General features: G+C 71.8%; 20 protein-coding genes. 12 read left to right on the forward strand and 8 right to left on the reverse strand.

Annotation, left to right across the window (positions count from 1 at the left end):
• Positions 1-142 precede the first annotated feature (142 nt).
• From F0L46_RS11565 to F0L46_RS11575, 3 genes are read right to left on the reverse strand one after another with little or no spacing between them, the layout of a single operon-like run.
• Positions 143-673, reverse strand: a complete 531-nt coding sequence (locus F0L46_RS11565) for an NUDIX hydrolase (protein ID WP_149817627.1) — start codon at positions 671-673, stop codon at positions 143-145.
• A complete protein-coding gene (locus F0L46_RS11570) occupies positions 670-1,614 on the reverse strand; it encodes a threonine/serine dehydratase (protein ID WP_149817629.1) in 945 nt (314 codons plus the stop codon). Before F0L46_RS11570 ends, F0L46_RS11565 begins: the two co-directional genes overlap by 4 nt.
• On the reverse strand, positions 1,611-2,348 hold the full coding sequence (locus tag F0L46_RS11575) for a DUF429 domain-containing protein (protein WP_149817631.1): 738 nt from the start codon (positions 2,346-2,348) through the stop codon (positions 1,611-1,613). Before F0L46_RS11575 ends, F0L46_RS11570 begins: the two co-directional genes overlap by 4 nt.
• A gap of 61 nt (positions 2,349-2,409) precedes the next feature.
• Between F0L46_RS11575 and F0L46_RS11580 the strand changes: the two genes are divergently transcribed.
• The gene (locus tag F0L46_RS11580; protein WP_149817633.1) at positions 2,410-3,291 is read left to right on the forward strand and encodes an HpcH/HpaI aldolase/citrate lyase family protein; all 882 of its coding nucleotides are present in this window, start codon (positions 2,410-2,412) and stop codon (positions 3,289-3,291) included.
• Positions 3,292-3,297: 6 nt separating this feature from the next.
• Here F0L46_RS11580 and F0L46_RS11585 read toward each other — a convergent pair whose 3' ends face one another.
• Positions 3,298-3,564, reverse strand: coding sequence for a BolA family protein (locus tag F0L46_RS11585; protein ID WP_149817635.1), 267 nt, complete (start codon positions 3,562-3,564; stop codon positions 3,298-3,300).
• Between the two features lie 174 nt (positions 3,565-3,738).
• On the opposite strand from F0L46_RS11585, the gene F0L46_RS11590 reads away from it, so the two are divergent.
• From F0L46_RS11590 to F0L46_RS11605, 4 genes are all read left to right on the forward strand, one after another.
• Positions 3,739-4,362 carry a J domain-containing protein gene (locus F0L46_RS11590; protein ID WP_149817637.1) on the forward strand — a complete coding sequence of 208 codons (624 nt, stop codon included), beginning with the start codon at positions 3,739-3,741 and terminating at the stop codon, positions 4,360-4,362.
• Positions 4,363-4,529: 167 nt separating this feature from the next.
• The gene (gene cobS, locus F0L46_RS11595) at positions 4,530-5,519 is read left to right on the forward strand and encodes a cobaltochelatase subunit CobS (RefSeq protein WP_438646671.1); all 990 of its coding nucleotides are present in this window, start codon (positions 4,530-4,532) and stop codon (positions 5,517-5,519) included.
• Positions 5,520-5,596: 77 nt separating this feature from the next.
• Positions 5,597-7,501: a cobaltochelatase subunit CobT gene (gene cobT / locus F0L46_RS11600; protein ID WP_149817639.1), complete on the forward strand. Its 1,905-nt coding sequence runs from the start codon at positions 5,597-5,599 to the stop codon at positions 7,499-7,501.
• Entirely contained in the window at positions 7,498-8,532 is a 1,035-nt protein-coding gene (locus F0L46_RS11605) for an esterase-like activity of phytase family protein (RefSeq protein ID WP_149817641.1), read from the forward strand. The genes cobT and F0L46_RS11605 overlap by 4 nt, the downstream gene beginning before the upstream one ends.
• Positions 8,533-8,547: 15 nt before the next feature.
• On the opposite strand, the gene F0L46_RS11610 is transcribed toward F0L46_RS11605, so the two are convergent.
• Positions 8,548-9,144, reverse strand: a complete 597-nt coding sequence (locus F0L46_RS11610; protein WP_149817643.1) for a queuosine precursor transporter — start codon at positions 9,142-9,144, stop codon at positions 8,548-8,550.
• 70 nt (positions 9,145-9,214) lie between these two features.
• Positions 9,215-9,502, reverse strand: coding sequence for a 50S ribosomal protein L28 (rpmB, locus tag F0L46_RS11615; RefSeq protein WP_149817645.1), 288 nt, complete (start codon positions 9,500-9,502; stop codon positions 9,215-9,217).
• 319 nt (positions 9,503-9,821) lie between these two features.
• Between rpmB and F0L46_RS11620 the strand changes: the two genes are divergently transcribed.
• The 7 genes from F0L46_RS11620 to F0L46_RS11650 all read left to right on the forward strand — a co-directional run bounded on the left by F0L46_RS11620 (position 9,822) and on the right by F0L46_RS11650 (position 17,426).
• Positions 9,822-10,655 carry a DUF3108 domain-containing protein gene (locus F0L46_RS11620; protein ID WP_149817647.1) on the forward strand — a complete coding sequence of 278 codons (834 nt, stop codon included), beginning with the start codon at positions 9,822-9,824 and terminating at the stop codon, positions 10,653-10,655.
• 172 nt (positions 10,656-10,827) lie between these two features.
• On the forward strand, positions 10,828-14,148 hold the full coding sequence (locus tag F0L46_RS11625; protein ID WP_149817649.1) for a helicase-related protein: 3,321 nt from the start codon (positions 10,828-10,830) through the stop codon (positions 14,146-14,148).
• Between the two features lie 12 nt (positions 14,149-14,160).
• On the forward strand, positions 14,161-14,430 hold the full coding sequence (locus F0L46_RS11630) for an RNA-binding S4 domain-containing protein (protein WP_149817651.1): 270 nt from the start codon (positions 14,161-14,163) through the stop codon (positions 14,428-14,430).
• Between the two features lie 145 nt (positions 14,431-14,575).
• Entirely contained in the window at positions 14,576-14,914 is a 339-nt protein-coding gene (gene fdxA, locus F0L46_RS11635) for a ferredoxin FdxA (RefSeq protein WP_149817652.1), read from the forward strand.
• A 418-nt stretch (positions 14,915-15,332) separates the two neighbouring features.
• Positions 15,333-15,923, forward strand: coding sequence for a CarD family transcriptional regulator (locus F0L46_RS11640; protein ID WP_149817654.1), 591 nt, complete (start codon positions 15,333-15,335; stop codon positions 15,921-15,923).
• Between the two features lie 251 nt (positions 15,924-16,174).
• The gene (locus tag F0L46_RS11645) at positions 16,175-17,041 is read left to right on the forward strand and encodes an RNA polymerase factor sigma-32 (protein WP_149817656.1); all 867 of its coding nucleotides are present in this window, start codon (positions 16,175-16,177) and stop codon (positions 17,039-17,041) included.
• A gap of 64 nt (positions 17,042-17,105) precedes the next feature.
• A complete protein-coding gene (locus F0L46_RS11650; protein ID WP_149817658.1) occupies positions 17,106-17,426 on the forward strand; it encodes a heavy metal-binding domain-containing protein in 321 nt (106 codons plus the stop codon).
• Here F0L46_RS11650 and F0L46_RS11655 read toward each other — a convergent pair.
• The gene (locus tag F0L46_RS11655; RefSeq protein WP_149817660.1) at positions 17,418-18,827 is read right to left on the reverse strand and encodes an MFS transporter; all 1,410 of its coding nucleotides are present in this window, start codon (positions 18,825-18,827) and stop codon (positions 17,418-17,420) included. The two genes, F0L46_RS11650 and F0L46_RS11655, sit on opposite strands and share 9 nt — an antisense overlap.
• Positions 18,824-23,647, reverse strand: a complete 4,824-nt coding sequence (locus F0L46_RS11660) for an NAD-glutamate dehydrogenase (protein ID WP_149817662.1) — start codon at positions 23,645-23,647, stop codon at positions 18,824-18,826. Before F0L46_RS11660 ends, F0L46_RS11655 begins: the two co-directional genes overlap by 4 nt.
• Positions 23,648-23,746 lie beyond the last annotated feature (99 nt).

Genomic DNA, 23,746 nt, shown 5'->3' on the forward strand with positions numbered 1-23,746 from the left:
GATGCGCCGCAGGCGCGCCTCAGGCCCGTCCAGGGCCCTTGCCAGCCGAGCTGAGCCGCTGCGCGGCAGCATTTCCTGCGCTGGATCCCCTTCCCCTCCGCGCGACAAGCGCGCTCCGGCCGGGGATGACAGCTGGAGCGCCCTACACTGCCCCCTGCATCGATTGCGGCGGGTTCGACAGGTCCACGGGCTCGGGGCCGAGCTTGCGGTGGATGATGAGGGTCATGACCTCGAGCAGGCCGCGGGGCTCGATGGCCAGATCGCTCATCTGGAGCGCCTGGAGCGTGAACCAGCGGGTGTCGAGGACGGGGTTGCTCTCCGTCTCGGCCAGGCGCGACGTGTCGATGTCGGCGGGGTTCGCCCGCACCAGGAAATAGCGCTCGCGGCCGAAATAATGGTTGCGAAAGAGGGTGAAGGGCCCCTCGCGCACCGCGACGACCCGGCCCGGCTCCACGTCGCGCAGGCCCACCTCCTCGGCGAGCTCGCGGCGCAGGGCGTCCTCGGCGCTCTCCCCCGGCTCGAAGCCGCCGCCGGGCAGGAGCCAGAGCTGGCGCATCCCCGGGCGGGCCGGATCGATGTCCCGGGCGGTCTCGTAGGCGATGAGGAGGACCCGGTTCTCCGCGTCCATGATGAGCGCGCGGGCGATGTCGCGCGGGGGGAGTTCGGGCGTCATGTGGTCTCCGCGAGGCGCGCCAGGTCCACGTTCGCGCCGCAGAGAAGAACGCCGACCCGTTCGCCGGGTTGCGGCCGGTAGGCGCCGCCGATCAGCGCAGCCAGGGCCGTTGCGCCGCCGGGCTCGCTCGCGATGCGAAGCTCCCGCCAGAGCGCGCCCTGCGCCGCGACGATCGCCTCGTCGTCCACGAGGGCCACGTGGTCGACGTGGTCGCGGCAGATGCCGTGCACCAGCGCCCCCACATTGCGGGCGCCGAGCGAGTCCGCGGCGACGGAGCGGACGTCCACGTCGACGGGACCGCCCGCCTCCAGCGCCGCGTGCAGCGCCCGCGAGCCCCGCGGCTCGACGCCCACCACCCGCACGCGGCGGCGCCAGAACGCCGCCATGCCGGCGATGAGCCCGCCGCCGCCTGCCGCGACGAGCACGGTGTCGAGGCCGTCCGCCTGCTCCTCCCATTCCAGCGCCACGGTGCCCTGGCCCTCGATGGTGGGCACGGCGTCGTAGGCGTGGACCGAAAGGGCGCCGGTGCGGGCGATGTGGGCCTCGCAGGCCTGGAGCGCGTCGGCGTAGCGCTCGCCACCGATGACGATGTCGGCCCCCATGCGGCGGATCACCTCCACCTTCGCGGGCGAGGAGATCTCGGGCACGAAGATGTGGGCCGGGACGCCGAGGGTCCGGGCCGCATAGGCCACCGCCGCCCCGTGATTGCCCCCCGACGCTGCGGCGACCCCGGCGGGCGGAATGGGCAGCGAGGTCAGGGTGTTGAAGGCGCCCCGCGGCTTGAACGAGCCCGCGTGCTGGAGGAATTCCAGCTTCAGGGAGAGGGGCCCGTCATGGCCGAAGGCGCCGGGGGCAAGCTCCAGCACCGGGGTGCGGCGGACATGGGAGCGGATGCGCTCATAGGCGGCGCGGATGGACTCGGGGGTCACGGGAGCGGTCATGCGGGATCCCTGCGGATGTCGAGCGTCCAGATCGCGACCGGGATGCCATGGGCGTCCCGTTCCGGCGGCTCGGGGAAGGAGCGGGCCCTTTCTTGCGCGATGGCGCGGGCCACGACAAGGGCGGCGAGCGCGTCGAGCAGATCGTCGGTCTTGGCGCCGCGCGGGGGAGGGGCCCCGACGAGATGGGGCGGGAGGCCGGAGGCGAGGAGAAGCGCGCGGCGCTGGTCGAGGCCGGCGGCCTCGACTTTGCGCGAGTCGAGGGGGATCTCGCCGTTCATGGCCCAGAACGCCGCCTCCGGGTGGACCTCGTGGATCCGCTCCCTCAGTTCGGGCCGCGCGCGCAGGAGCTCGTCCACCTCGCGCACTTTGGGGAGGATATTGAAGCCCTGGATCGTGATGCCGCGTGGGGGCTCGGAGCGGGCGCGCGCCTCGCGGCAAGCGGCTCGATAGTCGGGCGCGTAGACCGCCGCGCGGGCCGGCATGGAGAACACGGACGAGCGGCGGGCGCCAAGGAGCGGGCGCAGGACGCGCTCGGGGCTGCGGCCCGGCCCCTCGATCCGCTCAGGGAGCCCGATCGGGATGTCGACCGCGACGATCGCCGGGCGCTCGGGAGCGTCGGCGATCTCGGCGACCGTCTCCACCACCCGGACGCGTGGGGGCTCCGCGCCGTCGAGGCGCATCAGCGCCGCCACCCAGCCCGTCAGGCAGCCGTCGAGCCCAGCGATCCAGCTCATGCCTTGCCCCTCCGTCACCCCGGCTTTAAGCCAGCCGCAGCCGAACCGGAAGGATGACCCGATGACCGCGATCCGCCCGCGCCGCTCCGTCCTCTACATGCCGGGCTCCAACGCCCGGGCCCTGGAAAAGGCCCGGACGCTTCCCTGCGACGCGCTGATCCTGGACCTCGAGGACGCGGTGGCACCGGACGTGAAGGAGGCCGCCCGCGAGGCGGTCTGCGCCGCGGTGCGGGCGGGGGGCTACGCGCCGCGCGAGGTGGTGATCCGCGTCAACGGGCTCGACACCCCCTGGGGCGAGGCCGATCTCGCGGCCGCCGCGGGGGCCGCCCCCGACGCGATCCTGATCCCGAAAGTGTCGCATCCCGACACGCTCGTGTCGCTCGGCGCGCGGCTCAGGCGCCTTGGCGCCCCCGAGCGGACGCGGGTCTGGGCCATGATCGAGACGCCGCTCGCGATCCTGCGGGCGGAGGCCATCGCGAGCGCGGCCCACGACGTCGACACGCGCCTGTCCTGCCTCGTCATGGGCACCAACGATCTGGCCAAGGAGACCCGCGCGCGGTTCGTGCCGGGCCGTGCCCCGATGCTGCCGTGGCTCGCCACGGCGATCCTCGCCGCCCGCGCCTACGGCCTCGACATCCTGGACGGCGTCTATAACGCCCTGTCCGACGAGAGGAGCTTTCGCGCCGAGTGCGAGGCGGGGCGGGACCTCGGCTTCGACGGCAAGACCCTCATCCACCCGAATCAGGTGGCGGCGGCGAACGAGACCTTCGCGCCGGCGCCCGACGAGGTGGAGCACGGGCGGGCCATCATCGCGGCCTTCGAGAAACCTGAGAACGCCGCGAAGGGCGCGATCTCCCTCGACGGGCGCATGGTGGAGCGGCTCCACGCCGAGATGGCGCGGCGCACCGTGGCGCTCGCGGACGCTATCGCGGCGCGGGGCTAGCGGCTTCTATTCACCGGGCGCGTTCGCCTTGATGGCGAGGGCGTGCAGCCCCCGCTCGAAGGCGGGCTTCACGGCGTCGTTCACGAGGCGGTGGCGCTCCACGCGGCTCTTGCCCGCGAAGACGTCCGCCACCACATTCAGACGGTAATGAGTTTCGCCTCCCTCGCGCGCGCCGGCGTGGCCCGCATGGAGGTGGGACTCGTCGACGACGACCAGGAGACTCGGCTGCAGGGCGTCCCGCAGCCCCTTCTCGATCAGTTCCTTCATCGTCATCGCGTACCTCATCAGCGAATCGTGAGCCGGAGGCCGTCGCCCCCGGCATGGCCGACCTGTCGACCGCCTGCCGGAGCGACCATCCCCGGCGATCCGACCGTTTCGAACGTCACATCGGCTCTGCGACCGCAGGGCCCTTGCCGGGGCCGTCCCTTGTCTCATAATCGACCGACCATGGATTTCAATTCGCCGTTCTTCGATCGCATCCGCATCCGCCCCTCCTGCGAGGAGGCCAGCGCGCCGGAGGGGCCCTTGTGCGAGCGCGGGGGCTGCGGCCAGCCGGGCGACCATCGGGCGCCGAAGGGCCGGGGGCGCGAGGGGCAGTACTGGCGCTTCTGCCTCGCGCATGTGCGCGAGTACAACGCGTCCTACAACTATTTCGCCGGGATGAGCGACGACGCGGTCGTGGCCTACCAGAAGGACGCGGTCATCGGGCACCGGCCGACCTGGGCCATGGGCGTGAACCCCGCCGGCAAGCCCCGGGACGCCGAGAAGGCGCCGCCCCGCGACTGGGACTTCTCCGATCCCCTCGGCGTCCTGCGCGAGGAGGGCATCGGCGAGGCTCAGAGGCGGCGCCGGGCCGAGCCCGTCCCCCCGCGCTACAGCGGCCCGGTGCGCAAGGCCCTCGACGTGCTCGGGCTCGACGAAACCGCCGACGCCGCCGCGATCCGCTCGCAGTACAAGACGCTCGTCAAGAAGTTCCACCCGGACGCCCATGGCGGCGACCGCTCCTTCGAGGACCGGCTCCGCGACATCATCCGGGCCCACGACACGCTGAAGGCGGCGGGCTTGTGCTGACGCGCCACGGCCCCGGACGCGCCGCCGCCCGCAACCCGCGACGCCCCGCCTGCGTTATGAGAGCGTTGCGCGGGGCACCCACCAACGTTAGGTAAAGCTTGGGCGGTCCGCTCCCGTGCGGTCCGCGCGGGATGCCCTGCCGCCCGAAGCCGCAGAAAGAGAGCTCCATGCTGACAGCCAACGAGACCGTCCCGGGCCTGCCGGACATGAAGGTGTCGGTCCGCCAGGTGTTCGGGATCGACAGCGATCTCGAAGTGCCGGCTTACTCGCGCTCCGAGGAGCATGTTCCGGAGCTCGACCCGGATTACCTGTTCGACCGCGAGACCACGCTCGCCATCCTGGCCGGGTTCTCCCGCAACCGCCGGGTGATGATCACGGGCTATCACGGCACGGGCAAGTCGACCCATATCGAGCAGGTCGCGGCGCGGCTCAACTGGCCCTGCGTGCGCGTCAACCTCGACAGCCACGTCTCCCGCATCGATCTCGTCGGCAAGGACGCGATCGTGCTCAAGGAGGGCAAGCAGGTCACGGAGTTCAAGGACGGCATCCTGCCCTGGGCGCTGCAGAACAACATCGCGCTCGTCTTCGACGAGTACGACGCGGGCCGCCCGGACGTGATGTTCGTGATCCAGCGCGTGCTGGAGCAGTCGGGCCGCCTCACGCTTCTCGACCAGCGCCGGGTCATCAAGCCGCACCAGAGCTTCCGGCTCTTCGCCACCGCCAACACGGTGGGCCTCGGCGACACGTCGGGCCTCTATCACGGCACGCAGCAGATCAACCAGGGCCAGATGGACCGCTGGTCCATCGTCACCACCCTGAACTACCTCCCCCACGACCGGGAGGTGGACATCGTCCTGTCGAAGGCGAAGCACTTCCAGGGGACGCCGGAGGGCCGCGACACGATCAACAAGATGGTGCGCGTGGCGGACCTCACTCGCAACGCCTTCGTGAACGGCGATCTCTCGACGGTCATGTCGCCGCGCACCGTGATCACCTGGGCCGAGAACGCCGAGATCTTCGGCGACATCGGCTTCGCCTTCCGCGTCACCTTCGTGAACAAGTGCGACGAGTTGGAGCGGGCCTTGGTGGCGGAGTTCTACCAGCGCTCCTTCGGCAAGGAGCTGCCCGAGAGCGCCGTGAACGTGGCGCTGAGCTGACGGGTCTGAACGTCGCTTAGCGGGGTTCGCACGAAGGCGGTCCCCTACCGACGCAGGTTCCATCAGGATCGAGACGCATGTCCATCTCCAACCGCAAGCCCGGCGAACGGAAAGAGTCCCCCACCGAGCCGCTCAAGCGCTCGGTGGCGGGCTGCATGCGCGCGCTGGCGAAGAAGCCTGACCTGGAGGTGACCTTCGCCTCCGATCGCCCGGCGCTCATGAGCGACAAGGCGCGCCTGCCCGAGCCGCCGCGCCGCCTCACGGGCCAGGACGTCTCGATCCTGCGCGGCAACGCGGATGCGATGGCGCTCAGGCTCGCCTGCCACGACGGCGCCACCCACCGCCGCCTCGCCCCCGAGGGCCAGGCGGCGCGCGCGGTGTTCGACGCGGTGGAGCAGGCGCGGGTGGAGGCGATCGGAGCCCGGCGCATGGCGGGCGTCGCCTCGAACCTCTCGGCGATGCTCGAGGACCGCTATCACCGGGCTGCCAAGTACGAGGACATCACCGACCGGGCGGACGCGCCCATCGAGGACGCCGTGGCCCTCATGGTGCGCGAGCGCCTCACGGGCCTCAAGGCCCCGCCCGCCGCGGCCAAGATCGTGGACCTGTGGCGCGACCATATCGAGGAGCGCGCCGGCAAGAGCCTCGACGGGCTCGCCGGCTCCATCGAGAACCAGCGCGCCTTCGCCCGCTCCATCCGCGATCTCCTGGTCTCCCTCGACATGGACGACCAGTCCGCCCTCGATCGGGACGAGGACGAGGAGAACGAGGACGAGAACCAGCAGACCGAGAACCAGGAGCAGTCCGAGGGCGAGTCCGAGGAGCAGTCGCAGGGCGAGCGCGCCGAGGTCGAGGTGACCGACGACGCGAGCCAGGACATGGACGAGGGCGCCCAGGAGGCCGCCGACGCCCCCTCGGGCGAGCTGCCCGACGAGGCCGACGAGGTCGATTCGGAGGAGGCCTCCGACGCCTGGCGCCCGCCGCCGGCCCGGCCCAACGAGCCCCGCGGCCCGGACTACAAGCCCTTCACGGCCCGCTTCGACGAGATCATCCTCGCCGAGGAGCTGTGCGACGCGGACGAGCTCACGCGCCTTCGCGCCTATCTCGACAAGCAGCTCGCCCACCTCCAGGGCGTGGTGGGGCGCCTCGCCAACCGCCTGCAGCGGCGCCTGCTCGCGCAGCAGAACCGCGCCTGGGAGTTCGATCTGGAGGAGGGGGCGCTCGACCCGGCGCGCCTGCCCCGCATCGTCATGGACCCCTACCAGCCCCTCTCCTTCAAGATGGAGAAGGACACCAATTTCCGCGACACGGTCGTGAGCCTGCTCATCGACAATTCGGGCTCGATGCGCGGGCGCCCGATCACGGTGGCGGCCACCTGCGCCGACATCCTGGCCCGCACGCTCGAGCGCTGCGGCGTCAAGGTCGAGATCCTCGGCTTCACGACCCGGGCCTGGAAGGGCGGGCAATCGCGCGAGAGCTGGCTGCAATCGGGCAAGCCGCCCAATCCCGGGCGCCTCAACGACCTGCGCCACATCGTCTACAAGCAGGCGGACGCGCCCTGGCGCCGCGCCCGGCGCAATCTCGGCCTCATGATGCGCGAGGGGCTCCTCAAGGAGAACATCGACGGCGAGGCGCTGGACTGGGCCCACAAGCGCCTTCTGGCGCGCCCGGAGCAGCGCCGCATCCTCATGGTGATCTCCGACGGCGCGCCGGTGGACGATTCCACCCTGTCGGTGAATCCCGGCAACTACCTGGAGCGGCACCTGCGCTGGGTCATCGAGGAGATCGAGACCCGCTCGCCCGTGGAGCTCATCGCCATCGGCATCGGCCACGACGTGACGCGCTACTATCGCCGCGCCGTCACCATCGTGGACGCCGAGGAGCTCGGCGGCGTGATGACGGAGAAGCTCGCGGAGCTGTTCGAGGAGAACGCGGGAGCGGCGAGCGCCGCCCCGCGCCGGGCGGCCGGCGGCCGGCGGTGAGGCTCACGCGGCGCGCCTGCCTGGCGCTCGGCGGCGGGGCGGCTGCGGCCGCGCTCGCCGTGCGCCATGCCGCCTTCGCCCGCCCGAACGGGGTGCCCGGCGCTGCGACCCCGATCGAGGTGCGGGCCACGCCGATCACGGCCTTCGGGCTCGGCGAGCGGGACGGCCGGCAGGTCGGCTCGCTCCTGTTTCGCGGCGGCGCGGTGCTGCGCAGCGCCCATCCGGCCTTCGGCGGCCTCTCGGGACTGTGGCGCTCGTCCGATGGGACGGCCCTCGTCGCCGTCACGGACGCGGGCGCCTGGCTCACGGCCACGGTCGTGAGCGACGAGGAGGGGCGCTTCGCCGGCCTGGAGGGGGCGCGGCTCAGTCCCATCCTCGGGCCCGGCGGAGCGGCGCTGGCGGACGGTCCCGCCTACGACACCGAGTCCCTCGCCATCGCCGACGGCGTCGCCTATGTGGGCATCGAGCGGGTCCACCAGGTGATGCGCTTCGACTGGGCGGGGGCCGGCGTGCTGGCGCGCGGCACGAACGTGCCCGTTCCGGGCGGACGGCCGGCGCTGTCCGCCAACAAGAGCTTTGAGGCCGTGGGCGTGGTGCCCAAAGGCGGCGCGCTGGCCGGCGCCGTGATCGCGGTGGCCGAGCGCGCAGGAGCGGGTGAAGCGACCCCGACCCACGGCTACATCCTGACGGGGCCGCAGCGGGGGCGCTTCGAGGTGGCGCGCTCCGGGGATTTCGAGATCACCGACCTCGCCTTCCTGCCCTCGGGCGAGGTGCTCCTCCTGGAGCGGCGCTTCACGATGCTCACCGGTCCCGCCGTGCGCATCCGGCGCATCGCCGCCGACGCGATCCACGCGGGCGCCCTCGTGGACGGCCCCGTGATCTTCCAGGCCGACGCGGGCTACCAGATCGACAACATGGAGGGGCTCGCCGTCCACCGGGACGGCGCCGCCACGATCCTCACCCTCGTGTCCGACGACAATTTCTCGATGATCCAGCGCACGCTGCTGCTGGAATTCGAGCTCGTGGGGTGACCGGGCCGGGGCCCGTCAGCGCAGGCCCGCCGGGCGGGTGACCCGCAGGAGCGCGCCGTAGGGCGCGATGGCGAGCGCCGCGAGGGCGAGCTTCACGGCGTAGTCCGCGAGCGCGAGGCTCACCCAGGGCAGGGCCTGGCAGGTATCCGCGATCCCGGCGGCGGCGAGCGCGCCCGAGATCGTCGTGCCGCCCACGGGCCCGCAATAGAAGGCGAGCGAGAAGAAGATCCCTGTGTCGAGGGCCGAGGACACCACCGAGGATACGAAAGGCGGCATCCACCAGGCGCGGTGGCGCAGGCGCTGGAAGATCGCGATGTCGAGAAGCTGCGCCGACAGGAAGGCCGCCCCGGAGGCGAGCGCGATGCGCGGCGTGGCGAACGCGATAGAGAGCGCCACCGCCGCCACGAAGCCCGCATAGACCACCCGGCGCGCGCCGGCCGGCCCGAAGCGCCGGTTCGACAGGTCCGTCACCAGGAAGGCCACGGGATAGCTGAACGCACCCCAGGTGAGATAGTCTCCCAGGCCCGCCACGGGGTACTGGACCAGGATGTTCGAGGCGAGCACCACCAGCGCCATGGCGCCGACGGCGACGAGGGTGTCGCGCGACTTCATCGAAGGGCTCCCAAAACGAAAAGGGCGGCCCGACGGCCGCCCCACAGCGTCGATGGCTGGGATAACGCGCTTACTGCGCGGCGAGCTTCTTCTCGAGCTCGCGCTTGAGCGTCAGCGCGTTGGTCGAGAGCTCGTCGGCCTTGGCCTTCATGAGGAAGGCGTCGAGCCCGCCGCGGTGCTCGACCGAGCGCAGCGAGGCGGCGGCGATGCGCAGGCGCACCCGCCGGCCCAGCGCGTCGGACTGCAGCGTCACGTTCACGAGGTTGGGCAGGAAACGGCGCTTGGTCTTGCGGTTGGAGTGGCTCACGAGGTGGCCGACCTGAACGGCCTTGCCCGTCAGCTCGCAGCGGCGCGACATGGTTCTCGTCCTATTGCTCGACGGTGCGGCCGATGGATGATCCCGCCCTCACGCGCACGCAAGGCCGGCCAGCCGGACACCGAAAGTCCCTGGAAGGCGCCCGCTATAGGCGGATCGCCCCATCGCGTCAAGGCCGGATGCGCCGCCGGCCGAGGCCCCACGTCCCGGCAAGCCCCGTTCCCTGGCGCCCCAAGCGCCGCAGGCCCCGGCGCCCAAGCGCCGCAGGGTGCGCATTAGGATTTTGCAAACCATCCGTGTCACGATTTCACCCGATTCGCGCGCGAAACCAGCGCCTGATCCCGATGAGGACCTCCGCCCGATGCGGTCATCTGCGCGTCTTGCCGCCGTCTTGCTCGCCCTCGGGGCGACCGCCTTCGCCCCGGCGACCGCCGCCACCTTCTCGGCCGATTACGGCATCTATCTCGCGGGCCTGCCCATCGGCGAGGCCGACGTGGCGAGCACGATCGAGGGCGACCGCTATAAGCTCGACGTGAACGCCAAGCTCACGGGCCTCGTGGGCCTCTTCGTCAACGGACGGGGCGCGGCCACCTCGACGGGCTCGGTGTCGAACGGCCGGGTGATGCCGGCGTCCTTCGCCGTGACCTCGCGCAACTCCTCCGAGAGCCGCACCGTGCGCATGGGCCTGTCGTCCGGCAACGTGGCGGCGGTGGACATCACCCCGCCCCTCGACGTCAAGGAGGACCGGGTCCCGGTGGTGGATGCTCACCGGCGCGGCATCGTCGATCCGGTGAGCGCGCTCATCATGCCCATGGCCGCCGGCGAGCCCCTGAGCCCCGCCCAGTGCGCCCGCACGATCCCCGTCTTCGACGGCGCCTCGCGCTTCAACATCGTCCTGTCCTACGAGGGCACGCGGGCGGTCGAGAAGCCGGGCTTCAAGGGCGACGTGCTCGTGTGCAAGGTGCGCTGGGTGCCGATCGCGGGCCACCGCCCGGACAAGGCGGCCGTGAAGTTCATGGCCGAGAACCGCAACATGTCCGTCTGGCTCGCGCCGCTGGAGGGCACCCGCGTGCTCGCGCCGCTGCGGATCGCGGTGGAGACCATGGTGGGCATGAGCGTGGTCGAGGCCTCCCGCTGGGAGCTGTCGCCCGCCTCCACAGCTTCGGTGCGCCGCCCGGTGCGGGCCAAGAACTGATCCGCCCGCACCCCTCGCCTCGACGGAACCGCCCGGCCGCGCTGGCGATTGTGGCGGCAGACCCCATATCAGGGGACACGACCACCGCTCCCGATGCGCCGCCCGCCGGGACGCCTATTTCACGCAGCAGGCCCGCCCCCGCGGCCCTGCCCGGCGGTCTTGGACCGATCTTTTGCTCCAACTCCATTCGCTCGCCCGCCGATCGCTCCCGCCGCAGGTGCGCGCCCGCGGCGTGACCGCGGTGCTCGGCCCCACCAACACGGGCAAGACCCACCTCGCCATCGAGCGGATGCTGGCGCATTCGTCGGGCATCATCGGGCTGCCGCTGCGCCTGCTGGCGCGCGAGGTCTATGGCCGCCTCGTGGAGCGGGCCGGCAAGGACGCGGTGGCCCTCGTCACGGGCGAGGAGAAGATCAAGCCGCAGAACCCGCGCTACTGGGTCTCCACCGTCGAGGCGATGCCCCGCGACCTCGACGTCGCCTTCGTGGCGGTGGACGAGATCCAGCTCGCCGCCGACCTCGACCGCGGCCACGTCTTCACCGACCGGCTCCTCAACCAGCGCGGCCGCGAGGAGACGCTCCTCATCGGCTCCGGCACCATGCGCCCGCTGGTCGAGGCGCTGATCCCCGGCGTCAACGTGGTGACGCGCCCGCGTCTCTCCCAGCTCACCTTCGCGGGCGAGAAGAAGCTCTCCCGCCTGCCCTCGCGCACCGCCATCGTCGCCTTCTCGGCGGAGGAGGTCTACGCCATCGCCGAGCTGATCCGGCGCCAGCGCGGCGGCGCGGCGGTGGTGCTCGGCGCGCTCTCGCCCCGCACCCGCAACGCGCAGGTCGACCTCTACCAGGCCGGCGACGTGGACTATCTCGTGGCCACCGACGCGGTGGGCATGGGGCTCAACCTCGACGTCGACCATGTCGCCTTCGCGGCGAGCCGCAAGTTCGACGGCTTCCAGTTCCGGGCCCTCAACCCCGCCGAGATCGGCCAGATCGCGGGCCGCGCCGGGCGCCACCTGCGCGACGGCACGTTCGGCACCACGGGGCGCTGCGAGCCCTTCGAGCCCGAGCTCGTCCAGCAGGTGGAGGCCCACGCCTTCGAGCCCCTGCGCATCCTGCAATGGCGCAACCCCGACCTCGACTTCGCGACGCTCGCCGCCCTCCAGGAGAGCCTGGCCGAGCAGCCCCGGGAACAGGGGCTCATTCGCGCCCCCACGGGCGAGGACGTGGCGGCCCTCGAGGTGGTGGCCCGCGAGCCCGAGGTGCGCGATCTCGCGCGGGGCCGCAAGGCGGTGGAGCGCCTGTGGGAGGTCTGCCAGGTGCCCGACTACCGCAAGGTGGCGCAGGCGAGCCACGCGGACCTCGTCTCCACGCTCTACCGCTTCATCATGCGCGAGGGCGCCATCCCGCCGGACTGGTTCCAGCGCCAGCTCAGCATGCTCGACCGGACGGACGGGGACATCGACACCCTGTCGAACCGCATCGCTCAGGTGCGCACCTGGAGCTTCGTGGCGAACCGTCCGGACTGGCTTCGCGATCCGGAGCATTGGCAGGCGGTGACCCGTGGGGTAGAGGACAAGCTGTCGGACGCGTTGCATGAGCGCCTTGCCAGCCGCTTCGTCGACCGGCGGACCAGCGTCCTCATGCGACGGTTGAGAGAGAACACGATGCTCGAAGCGGAAATCTCGGCGGCCGGGGACGTGACGGTCGAGGGTCAGCATGTCGGCCACCTGCACGGCTTCCAGTTCGTGCCCGATCCCCAGGCCGACAACGCCGAGACCAAGACCTTGCGCAACGCCGCCTCGAAGGCGCTGGCGGGGGAGATCGAGACGCGGGCCGAGCGGTTCTCCAGCGCCGCCGACACCGCCCTCGTCCTGTCGAACGACGGCACGATCCGCTGGACGGGCGATCCGGTCGCGAAGCTGGAGCCCGGCGACAAGCTGTTCGACCCCAAGATCCGCATCCTCGCCGACGAGCAGCTCACGGGCCCGGCCCGCGAGAAGGTCGAGACGCGCCTGCGGGCCTGGCTCAAGGCCCATATCGTGCGGGTGCTCGGGCCCGTGCTGGAGCTGGAGAGCTCGGCCGAGATCCAGGGCATCGCCCGCGGCATCGCCTTCCAGGTCGCCGAGGCGCTCGGCGTGCTGGAGCGCTCGCGCGTGCAGCAGGAGGTGCGCTCCCTGTCCCAGGAGGACCGGGGCATCCTGCGCAACAAGGGCATCCGCTTCGGCGCCTACCACATCTATCTCCCGGCGCTCCTGAAGCCCGCGCCGCGCCTGCTCGCGGCCCAGCTCTGGGCGCTCCAGAACGGCGGCCTCGACCAGAAGGGGCTCGACGACATCGCCCATCTGGCGAGCTCCGGCCGCACCTCGATCCCCGTGGACACCGCCATCGCCAAGGGCCTCTACCGGGCCGCGGGCTTCCGGGTCTGCGGCGCGCGCGCCGTGCGGGTCGACATCCTGGAGCGGCTCGCCGACCTCATCCGCCCGGCCATCGCCTATCGTCCCGGCGTGACGGCCGGGGAGCCGCCCGCGGGCGCGGCCGACGGGGAGGGCTTCGTGCCCACCGTCGGCATGACCTCGCTGGTGGGCTGCTCGGGCGAGGACTTCGCGTCCATCCTGAAGTCGCTCGGCTACGTGGTGGACCGCCGTCCGGGCCCCGCCATCACCGTGGCGATCATCCCCGCCGCCCCGACCACCCCCGTGACGCGCCCGGACGCGGCCGCGCCGGCCGCCGAGGCGGCGCCGGAGCCTGCCGAGACCGCCGAGGCGGCGTCGTCCGACGTGCCCCCCGACATGCCCCCGAGCCCCGACCTGTCGGCGGGCGAGGTGGCGGCGCCTGTCGAGGCCGAAGGCTCGCCCGCCGAGACCGCGGCCCCCGGGGAGAGCACGCCCGAGGAGAGCGCGCCCTTGGACGAGGCTCCCGTGGAAGCCGCCCCGCAGGACGAGACCGCGTCCGCCGCCGAAGCCCCGCCCGCAGAGGCCGCGCCGGCCCCGGAAGCCATCGGCGAGCCTGCGGCCGCGCCCGTCGAGGCCGCCGCCGAGCCTCAGCCGGACACGCCCGCCGAGCCCGTGCTCATTGAGGTCTGGCGCCAGCACCGCCATCAACGCGACGACAACCGCCGCCCCGCCCGCGGCGAGCGCCGACCGGGCGCGCGCCCCGAGGGTGGCGAGCGCTCCGGCGCGCCCCGGGGCGAGCGGCCCCGGCACGATCGCAGCCCCCGTCCCGACCGTCCGCCCCAGAACCGGCCCGGTGGCGATCGTCCGCAGGGCGACCGCCCGCCGCGCGAGGAGCGCCGCGCTGAAGGGAGCCGCCCCGAGGGCGGTCGCCCGGACAACCGGCCGCCTCGCGGCGGGCGCCCCGACGACCGGCGCGGTCCCCCCCGTGAGGATCGTCGCCCCGAGGGCCCGCGCCCGGAGCGGCGCGAGCGCCAGCCCGATCCGAACTCCCCCTTCGCCAAGCTCCTCGAGCTCAAGGCGCAGCTGGAGCGGGACAAGCGCTAAGCGAGGCTGGGCGTGCGCGAGGACCGGCAGCGGCTCGACAAGTGGCTCTGGTACGCTCGCTTCGCGCGCACCCGCTCCATGGCGGCCCGCCTCGTGACCGACGGCTATGTGCGGGTGAACGGCCAGCGCTGCGAGAACGCCGCCAAGGCCCTGGCCGTGGGCGACGTGGTCACGGTGGCGGCCCCGCATGGCACGGCGGCGGTGCGGGTCATCGATCTCGGCGAGCGCCGGGGATCGGCGACGCAGGCGCGTGAGCTCTACGAGGATGCCGCTTCGTCGTAAGCCGGCCCGCGGGCTTGCGCCGCAAAATCGCAGCCGCTAGACGCCTTTTTCACCCCGGCCGTGGCACGATGCGCCCTCGCCGGGCCCGGCGCGTCCCGTTAGGATCGCGCCAGATCCGTCCCGCGTACCAGAGGACCCCAAGGGCATGACCTACGTCGTCACCGAGAACTGCATCAAGTGCAAGTACATGGACTGCGTCGAGGTCTGCCCGGTGGACTGCTTCTACGAGGGCGAGAACATGCTCGTCATCCACCCCGACGAGTGCATCGATTGCGGGGTCTGCGAGCCCGAGTGCCCCGCCGAGGCCATCAAGCCCGACACGGAGCCGGGCCTGGAGCAGTGGCTGAAGATCAACGCCGATCTCGCCAAGAGCTGGCCCAACATCACCCAGAAGAAGGACGCGCCCGCCGACGCCAAGTCCTTCGACGGCCAGCCCGGCAAGTACGACAAGTACTTCTCCGCCAATCCCGGCGAGGGCGATTGACGCGCCGCTCCGGCGCGCGCCGTCACGTTCGAGCTTGGCTGCGCCTTTAGGCCCCCTGCGAGGGGGCGATTCGACGCAAATCCCGCGGATCGGCGATTTTCCCGTCAATGCCGCGCTGCAACCTTTTGATTTTTGCGTCGATGTGTGGTACTTTTCACATCTGCCGTCGATTGAGCCCCGACGCGTCACGCCGCACAGAGCACCACCACCGCCGAAGAGAGGTCGACGCGGCCCCCGCCATGGATAGATCCTATCCTGACGAAGGGCTCAGGGCTTTTGTCGTTTTGGCCCAAGTCTGGGGACAAGGGGCGGATTCCTTCGCCGGACCGCCGCTTGATGAGTTTTGCGCCGACGCATCCCCGCGCGGCGAGACGTTCGTGGATCGAGCCACGGACATGCAGCAGGAGGCCTTCCTCGCATGACGACCGTCAAGAAGACTGCACCGCGTCAAGCGTTCAAAGCTGGCGAAGCGATCGTGTATCCGGCCCACGGCGTCGGGCACATCACCGCGATCGAAGAGCAAGAGATCGCCGGCTTCAAGCTTGAGCTGTACGTCGTCAGCTTCGAGAAGGACAAGATGGTCCTGCGCGTTCCCACCGCCAAGGCCGCGACCGTCGGCATGCGCAAGCTCGCCGAGCCGGACCTGGTGCAGAAGGCCCTCGACACCCTCACCGGCCGCGCCCGGGTGAAGCGCACCATGTGGTCGCGCCGCGCCCAGGAATACGAGGCGAAGATCAATTCGGGCGACCTGCTCGCCATCACCGAGGTCGTGCGCGACCTGCACCGCTCCGAGGCCCAGCCCGAGCAGTCCTACAGCGAGCGCCAGCTCTACGAATCCGCCCTCGACCGGGTCGTGCGCGAGATCTCGACGGTGAACCGCATCACCGAGACCGAGGCCCTCAAGCTCATCGAGGGCAGCCTCGCCAAGTCGCCGCGCCGCGTGAAGGGCGCCGAGGCTGAGGCCGAGGTGGAGGCCGACACGGACGACATGCAGGAGGAGGCGGCGTAAACACGCCCGTCTCATTCTTCAGGTTCAAAAACCCGGCTTCGGCCGGGTTTTTCTTTGCGCCTGTCTGGTCGTGTGGTAACGAGCCCTGTCGCGACGCCTGCATGGCAGCCATGCAAATCCGTCTGGGGCATCTCCAGCCTGAACCCTTGCCGCGACGCCTCCCTGATTTATTTCGCCACGATTGATTCGGGCGGTGATCCAAATCCGCGGGTCCTCCGTAGAACTGCGTATAAACGCGCAGGGAGGACCCCATGGGGGACAGTGCCGGGATCCGTCGACGCTTCGTACGCGCCGCCATGGACGCGCCGTTCCTCGAACGCGAGGAGGAGCGGGGTCTGGCCGTGCGCTGGCGCGAGACCCACGACCAGTCCGCGCTGCACCGGCTCGCCGCCTCCCACATGCGTCTCGTGATCGCCATCGCGGCGCGCTACCGCCATTACGGCCTGCCCATGGGCGATCTCGTCCAGGAGGGGCATGTCGGGCTCCTGGAGGCGGCCGCGCGCTTCGAGCCGGAGCGGGAGGTGCGCTTCTCGACCTACGCGACCTGGTGGATCCGCGCCTCGATCCAGGACTACATCCTGCGCAACTGGTCGATCGTGCGCGGGGGCACGTCGTCGGCCCAGAAGGCCCTGTTCTTCAACCTGCGGCGCCTGCGCGCCAAGCTCACCCGCGGCGGCGAGGAGCGGGTCGCCGACCGCTTCTACGGCGAGATCGCAGAGGCGATCGGCGTCTCGCGCGAGGACGTCGCGGTCATGGACGCCCGGCTCTCCGGGCCCGACGCCTCGCTCAACGCCCCCGTGCTGGAGGGCGAGGCGGGCTCCTCGGCCGAGCGCATGGACTTCCTCGTCTGCACCGCGCCCCTGCCCGACGAGACCGTGAGCGAGTCCATCGACGGGGACCGGCGCCTGCGCTGGCTGCGCGGCGCGCTCTCCGTGCTCAACGAGCGGGAGCTGCGCATCGTGCGCGAGCGGCGCCTCTCGGAGGAGCAGGCGACCCTGGAGAGCCTCGGCGACAAGCTCGGCATCTCGAAGGAGCGCGTGCGCCAGATCGAGAACCGCGCCCTGGAGAAGCTCCGCCGCGCCCTCGTCGAACGCCACCCGCAGGCGGCGACCGCCTAAGGCCTCAAGCTTGGCAAGGGCTGTCCCCGCGCCCATCTGAGGGAGGCCAACAGGAGGAGCCGTCATGATCGTCACCACGACCAACAACGTCGAGGGCCGCCGGGTCGTCGCCTATCACGGGATCGTCACGGGCGAGGCGATCTTCGGCGCCAACGTGTTCCGCGACTTCTTCGCCTCGATCCGCGACGTGGTGGGCGGGCGCTCGGGCTCCTACGAGAAGGTGCTGCGCGGCGGGCGTGACACGGCGCTTCGCGAGATGATGGACGAGGCGCAGCGGCTTGGCGCCAACGCTGTGATCGGGGTCGATCTCGACTATGGGGCCGTCGGCTCGAACGAGAGCATGATGATGGTGACCGCCTCGGGCACCGCCGTCACCCTAGGCTGAGGCGCGCCGCACCGGCACGGGCGCGAGCAGGACCGCGCCTGCGGCGAAGAAGGCGATCAGCACGGCCAAGCCTGCCGACTGGCTGCCGGCGAGGTCGGTAGCGAGGGCGACGCAGAGCGGCGCCATGAAGGAGGTGACCTTGCCCGAGAGCGCGAGGAGCCCGAAATAGCGGCCCGCGTCCCCTGGCGGCACGATGCGGGCAAGCAGGCTGCGCGAGCCCGCCTGGACGGGGCCCGCCACCGCGCCGATGACGAGGCCGAGCGCGACGAAGCACTTCTCCGGCAGGCTGCCATAGAGCCCGTCGCCCGGCGCTGGCGGCGCGGTGGCGACGACGAAGCCCACATGGTCGCGCCCGAGCGACAGGATGCCGACGCAGACCAGCGCCAGCAGCGCGAGTCCCCCGAGGATCACGCGCTTCGGCCCCAGCCGGTCGTCGAGCCGCCCGCCGATCAGCGCCCCGATCGTGCCCGTGATCGTGAGCAGGATCCCGAACACGCCAAGCTCCGTCGCGCCCCAGCCGAACACGCCCGCGCCGTAGATGCCGCCGAAGGCGAAGAGCGCCACGAGGCCGTCCTGGTAGACCATGTTGGCGGCGAGGAACCGGATGATCCCGCCGTCGCGGCGCGCCTCCACGATGGTGTCGCGCAGGCGCGCGACCCCCTCCGACGCCGCCTCGCGCCAGCGCCGGCCGGTGCGGGGGACGTCGGGCGTGAAGAGGAACATCGGGATGACGAAGACCAGGAACCAGGCGGCCGAGAGCGGCCCCACGATCCGGTCGCCCTCGCGCACCGCGGGGTCGAGGCCGAACAGGGGCTCGATGCCGAAATAGGTGCGCCCCGTCTCGGGCGTCGCGGCGAGGAAGCCCAGCACGATGACGAGGGAGAGGAGCCCTCCGGCATATCCCAGCGCCCAGCCCAGGCCCGACAGGCGCCCCAGGCGCTCAGGGGGCACGAGGAAAGGCATCATGGCATTGTTGAACACGGCCGCGACCTCGGCCGCGATCGTGGCGAAGGCGAAGGCCACGAGGGCGATGGGCACCGCGAAGGCGGCCCCGGGTGCTGCGAACCACAGGGCCGCGCAGGCGACGCTCAGCACGGCGCCGCAGGCCGCGATCCAGGGTTTGCGGGGACCGGCGGCATCCGCGACGCTGCCGAGCACCGGCGAGAGCAGGGCCAGGCACAGGCCCGCCGCCGCCGTCGCGTAGCCCCAGAGCGCCTGGCCCTCCACCGGATCGGGGGTGAGCGCGGCGGCGAAGAACGGGGCGAAGACGAAGGTGGTGACGAGGGTGAAGAACGGCTGGCAGGCCCAGTCGAACAGGGCCCACCCCGCGATGGCGCGCCGCGGCGGGTACGAGACGGGGTCGGCGGCCGCGGGGCCTGGGCTCGGGGGCGTGGCGCTCATCCGCGCGCCAGGTCGCCGAGCAGGCTCGAGGCCACCGTGAGCTTCGACAGGGTCAGCCCCGAGGCCACGATGCCTTCGACCCCGGCCCGGATGCGGGCGACGTCGGCGCCGCGGGCGGCGCTCCAGGCCGCCACCGCGTCGGGGCCGTGCCCGCCATGGGCCACCACCTCGGCGGTGAGGCGGCGATGGGCGGCCGCGATGGCGTCCACCGCCCGGTCCAGGGCCAGGCGGTCGAAGTAGTCCGTCACCACCACCCCGCGCGCGGCCTCCGCGAGCGCGCCGAGGCGGAAGGCGTCGTCGACGGCGAAATGCGTCGAGGCGATCTCGGCGATGGGATGGCCCGTGCGGGTGGCGACGAGCACCACGTCCGGCCCCGCCACGAGGATCGGCAGGGCGGCGATGCGGCGGGCGAGATCCGCGGGCGCGCCTTGCGCGGCGAGCGCCCCGGCGCGGGCGTCGAGGGCGGCCCTTGCGGGTGCGCTCAAGGCCAGGTCGAGGCCGCCCGCGAGCGCCGCGATGCCGTCCCGGTAGCGGCCCACCACGTCGTCGAGGGGAGCGGCCGTGAAGTCGACGTTGCGGATGAACCAGACGATCCGGTTCATGAGGAGGTCCTGCAGCTCGCCGTAGAGCCGCAGCTGCACGGCGCCCGCCACCCGGGCGTCGAGGGCGTCGACCGCGCCGTTGAGCTCCACGAGGCCGAAGGCGTCCCGGGTCGCGGCATAGGCGGCCGCGATGGTGGGGGCGTCGGCGCCGGTCTGATCCGCGAGCCGGCTGATGATGGTCGGCCCGCCCCGGTTGACGATGGCGTTGGAGAGCTGGGTCGCGATGATCTCGCGGCGCAGGCGGTGGCCCGCGATGGCGTCCGGGAAGCGCCTGCGCATCTCGTCGGGGAAGTAGCGCTCCAGCTCCCGGCCGAGATAGGGATCGTCGGGCACCGTGCTCTCCAGGAGCCGGTCGTAGAGCGAGAGTTTGGCATAGGCCAGCAGCACCGCGAGCTCCGGCCGGGTGAGGCCGACCCCCTGGCGCCCGCGCTCCGCAAGCGCGGCGTCGCTGGGCAGGAACTCCACGTCGCGGTCGAGGCGTCCCTCGCGCTCCAGCCCCTGCATCAGGCGCTGGACGAAGCCGAGATCGCCCGCGCCCTTCACCTCGGACAGCGAAAGGGCGAGGCTCTGGAGGTAGTTGTTGCGCAGCACCAGGCGGCCGACCTCGTCGGTCATCTCGGCGAGCAGGCTGTTGCGGGCGGTCTCGTCGAGGCGGCCGTCGCGCTCAGGGACGCTCAGGCCGATCTTGATATTCACCTCGACGTCGGAGGTGTTCACGCCCGCCGAGTTGTCGATCGCGTCCGTGTTGAGGCGGACGCCCGCACGCGCCGCCTCGATGCGCCCGAGCTGGGTGAGACCGAGATTGGCGCCTTCGCCGATGACCCGGGCGCGGATCTCGGCGCCCGTGACGCGGATGGCGTCGTTGGCCCGGTCGCCCGCGGCCTCGTCGGTCTCGGAGGTGGCGCGGACATAGGTGCCGATGCCGCCGAACCATAGGAGGTCCACGGGCGCCTTCAGGATCGCGTTCATCACCTCGGCCGGCGTCGCCTCGGCCTTGTCGAGGCCGAGCAGCGCCCGCGCCGGAGCCGACAGGGGGATGGATTTCGCCGAGCGCGAGAACACGCCGCCGCCCGCCGAGATCAGGCTCCCGTCATAGTCCGCCCAGCTGGAGCGGGGCAGGGCGAAGAGCCGCGTGCGCTCGGCGAGCGAGCGGGCGGGGTCCGGATCGGGATCGAGGAAGATGTCGCGGTGGTCGAAGGCGGCGACGAGGCGGATGCCAGGCGAGAGCAGCATCCCGTTGCCGAACACGTCGCCCGACATGTCGCCCACCCCCGCCACCGTGAAGGGCGTGGTCTGGATGTCGACGTCCATCTCGCGGAAATGGCGCTTCACGGCCTCCCAGGCGCCGCGCGCCGTGATGCCCATGGCCTTGTGGTCGTAGCCCTGCGAGCCGCCGGAGGCGAAGGCGTCGCCGAGCCAGTGGCCCTTCTCGATCGAGATGGCGTTCGCCGTGTCGGAGAAGGTGGCGGTACCCTTGTCGGCCGCCACCACGAGATAGGCGTCCTCGCCGTCGTGGCGCACGGTGTCGGCGGGCGGGACGATGTGCTCGCCCACGATGTTGTCGGTGAGCTGGAGGAGCGTGCGGATGAAGATGCGGTAGCTCTCCGTGCCCTCCGCCATCCAGGCGGCCCGGTCGGAGGCCGGGGGCAGGCGCTTTGGCACGAAGCCGCCCTTGGCGCCCACCGGCACGATGACGGCGTTCTTCACCTGCTGCGCCTTCACGAGGCCCAGCACCTCGGTGCGGAAATCCTGCGGCCGGTCGGACCAGCGCAGGCCCCCGCGCGCCACCTTGCCGAAGCGCAGGTGCACGCCCTCGACCCGGGGGCTGTAGACGAAGATCTCGTAGAGCGGCCGCGGCAGCGGCATCTTCTCCACGCGGGCGCACTCGAGCTTGAAGGCGATGGTGGTGCGCGGCAGGCCGTTGTCGTCGATCTGGAAGAAGTTGGTGCGCACCGCCGCCTCGATGAGATTCACGAGGTGGCGCAGGATGCGGTCGTCGTCGAGGCTCGTGACGGCGGCGAGCAGGGTCTCGATCTCGGCCCGCACGGCGGCCTCGCCCGGGGCGCGGGGGCCGTGGTCCTCGGCGCGCGGGTCGAAGCGGGCATAGAACAGGGCCACGATGCGGGTCGCGATGGCCGGATGGCGGGCGAGCGTCGCGGCGATGTAGTCCTGGCCGTAGGGAACGCGGATCTGGCGCAGATAGAGGCCGAGCGCCCGCACCATGGCGACGTCGCGCCACCCTAGGCCCGCCTCCAGCACCAGCCTGTTGTAGCCGTCGGACTCGGCGAGGCCGCGCAGGAGGGCGAGGAGGGCCGCCTCAATGGGGCGCTCGATCGCCGCGATGTCGATCTCGCCGCCGGCGGCGCGCTCCAGCGCCATGTCGTGAAGCCAGATGCGCTCGCCGCCCGGGGCGATCTGGTAGGTGCGCTCGTTCACCACCCGTAAGCCCAGGTTCTCCAGAAGCGGCACGCGCTCGGAGAGGGTGAGGTCGGCGCCCCGGGAGAAGACCTTCAGGTTGATCCGCGTGCGCGGGTCGCCCTCGCGGCGGTAGAGGTCGACGGCGCGGGGGCGGCTCTCGGAGAGGCGCTCCAGGGTCGCGATGTCGTCGATGGCGGTGGCGGCGTCGAAGGCCTCGCGATAGGCGGCGCTGAAGGCGTCGGCATAGCGCGTCGCCAGGCTGCGCGCGCGGGTCCCGCCGATGGAGTCCACCAGCGTCTCGCGCAGCGAATCCGTCCAGGTGCGCACGATGGCGCGAATGCCCGCCTCCAAGGTCTCCCGGGTGACGGACGGCGTCGTGCCCTCGTCCCGGCCCACGATGTAGTGGGTGCGCGAGAGGGGACCTTCCGGGTAGGCCGGGTAGGCGGCCGAGATGCGGCCCTGGTAGACCCCCGCCAGGAACTCGCCGACCCGGCGGCGGACATTCGTGTCGTAGCGGTCCTTGGGGATGAAGACGAGGACCGAGACGAAGCGGTTGAACTCGTCGGGCCTGGCGAGCGCCCGGATGGTCGGGCGCTCGGAGAGGCCCATGATGTCCAGCGCGAAGCGGTAGAGCGTGTCCTCGTCGACCTGGACGAGCTCGTCGCGGGGATAGCTCTCCAGCACGTTGAGGAGCGCGCGCCCCGCATGGCTCGCCGGGTCGAAGCCCGCCCGGGCGACGACGCGCGCCACCTTGTGGCGGAGATAAGGAACGGCCCCGGTCGAGCGGGTATAGGCGCTCGACGTGAAGAGGCCGATGATGCGCAGCTCGCCTTCGAGCCGGCCGTCGGGCGAGAACAGCTTCACGCCGACATAGTCGAGGTGCACCCGGCGGTGCACCCGGGACTTCACGTTGGCCTTGGTGATGATGAGCGCCTGCGGGCGCTTGAGGAAGTCGCGCACCTCCTGGGTCATCACCACGAGCTCGCGCCCGCGGCGCAGCACCTTCACCTCGGGCTTGCGCAGGATGCCGAGGCCCGACCCCTCGACGGGATCGGCCGCCACGTCGCCGTCGGGGAAGCGGTAGGCGCGCACGCCGAGGAAGGTGAAGTTGTCGGCCGCGATCCATTCCAGGAACGCCACCGCCTCGGCCACCTCGTCGGCGGGGAGCGGCAGGCGGCTGGAGCGGTAGGACGCGATGGCCTCGTCGATGCGCGCGCGCATCTGCGGCCAGTCCGAGACCGCGACGGTGACGTCCTCGTAGGTCTTGCGCAGGCTGTCGACGAGGCGCTCGCGGGCGGCCCCGTCGTCGATGAAGTCGAGATGGATGTGGATGAGGCTCTCGCGGGAGACCTGCGAGGGGCTCGCGGCCGTGGCCTCGCCCAGGATGCGGTCGAGGCCGCCCTCCGTTCCGCGCTCCACCGCGAGGATCGGGTGAGCGACGAGGCGGGGCTCGTAGCCCTGGTCGACGATCTCGGCGAGTGTCGAGTCGAGCAGGAAGGGAACGTTGCGGTTCACCGCCTCCAGGATCGTGATCTCCCGGCGGCGCCCCTCGACCTCGATCTCGATGTCGTAGAGCACGATGTCGGGGGCGGGGGCGCGGCGGGGGGCGCGCAGGTGCTCCACGGCCCGGCCCGCGAGATCGGCCAGCGCCTCGGGCCGGTAGGGCGCGAGGTCCTCGACGGGAACCCGACCGAAGAGGGCCCGGACGAGGTCCGCCGCCATGGGCCCGTCCCGGCTCTCGGCGATCTCCGCGGCTTGGGCGACGGGCATGACGGTGCCCTGCTCGATCGAGGTGTCCATGCCGTGCTCTTCCCCCTTCGGTCTCGCGGGCGGCGCTCCTTGCGGCCGGCCCGTCCAACGCTGTCGGTTCGCGGGAGGGTTCGCACAGAGACGCGGCGC

It is taken from the genome of Salinarimonas soli (assembly GCF_008386575.1).
GTDB classification, from domain to species: domain Bacteria; phylum Pseudomonadota; class Alphaproteobacteria; order Rhizobiales; family Beijerinckiaceae; genus Salinarimonas_A; species Salinarimonas_A soli.

What these genes read in the sequence shown, in the direction of transcription:
- F0L46_RS11640 (WP_149817654.1), top strand. Translation starts at nt 15,333, where the DNA reads ATGACGACCGTCAAGAAGACTGCACCGCGTCAAGCGTTCAAAGCTGGC.
- F0L46_RS11585 (WP_149817635.1), bottom strand. Translation starts at nt 3,564, where the DNA reads ATGACGATGAAGGAACTGATCGAGAAGGGGCTGCGGGACGCCCTGCAG.
- F0L46_RS11580 (WP_149817633.1), top strand. Translation starts at nt 2,410, where the DNA reads ATGACCGCGATCCGCCCGCGCCGCTCCGTCCTCTACATGCCGGGCTCC.
- F0L46_RS11575 (WP_149817631.1), bottom strand. Translation starts at nt 2,348, where the DNA reads ATGAGCTGGATCGCTGGGCTCGACGGCTGCCTGACGGGCTGGGTGGCG.
- F0L46_RS11655 (WP_149817660.1), bottom strand. Translation starts at nt 18,827, where the DNA reads ATGAGCGCCACGCCCCCGAGCCCAGGCCCCGCGGCCGCCGACCCCGTC.
- fdxA (WP_149817652.1), top strand. Translation starts at nt 14,576, where the DNA reads ATGACCTACGTCGTCACCGAGAACTGCATCAAGTGCAAGTACATGGAC.
- F0L46_RS11565 (WP_149817627.1), bottom strand. Translation starts at nt 673, where the DNA reads ATGACGCCCGAACTCCCCCCGCGCGACATCGCCCGCGCGCTCATCATG.
- F0L46_RS11650 (WP_149817658.1), top strand. Translation starts at nt 17,106, where the DNA reads ATGATCGTCACCACGACCAACAACGTCGAGGGCCGCCGGGTCGTCGCC.
- F0L46_RS11645 (WP_149817656.1), top strand. Translation starts at nt 16,175, where the DNA reads ATGGGGGACAGTGCCGGGATCCGTCGACGCTTCGTACGCGCCGCCATG.
- F0L46_RS11660 (WP_149817662.1), bottom strand. Translation starts at nt 23,647, where the DNA reads ATGGACACCTCGATCGAGCAGGGCACCGTCATGCCCGTCGCCCAAGCC.
- rpmB (WP_149817645.1), bottom strand. Translation starts at nt 9,502, where the DNA reads ATGTCGCGCCGCTGCGAGCTGACGGGCAAGGCCGTTCAGGTCGGCCAC.
- cobS (WP_438646671.1), top strand. Translation starts at nt 4,530, where the DNA reads ATGCTGACAGCCAACGAGACCGTCCCGGGCCTGCCGGACATGAAGGTG.
- F0L46_RS11570 (WP_149817629.1), bottom strand. Translation starts at nt 1,614, where the DNA reads ATGACCGCTCCCGTGACCCCCGAGTCCATCCGCGCCGCCTATGAGCGC.
- cobT (WP_149817639.1), top strand. Translation starts at nt 5,597, where the DNA reads ATGTCCATCTCCAACCGCAAGCCCGGCGAACGGAAAGAGTCCCCCACC.
- F0L46_RS11610 (WP_149817643.1), bottom strand. Translation starts at nt 9,144, where the DNA reads ATGAAGTCGCGCGACACCCTCGTCGCCGTCGGCGCCATGGCGCTGGTG.
- F0L46_RS11620 (WP_149817647.1), top strand. Translation starts at nt 9,822, where the DNA reads ATGCGGTCATCTGCGCGTCTTGCCGCCGTCTTGCTCGCCCTCGGGGCG.
- F0L46_RS11590 (WP_149817637.1), top strand. Translation starts at nt 3,739, where the DNA reads ATGGATTTCAATTCGCCGTTCTTCGATCGCATCCGCATCCGCCCCTCC.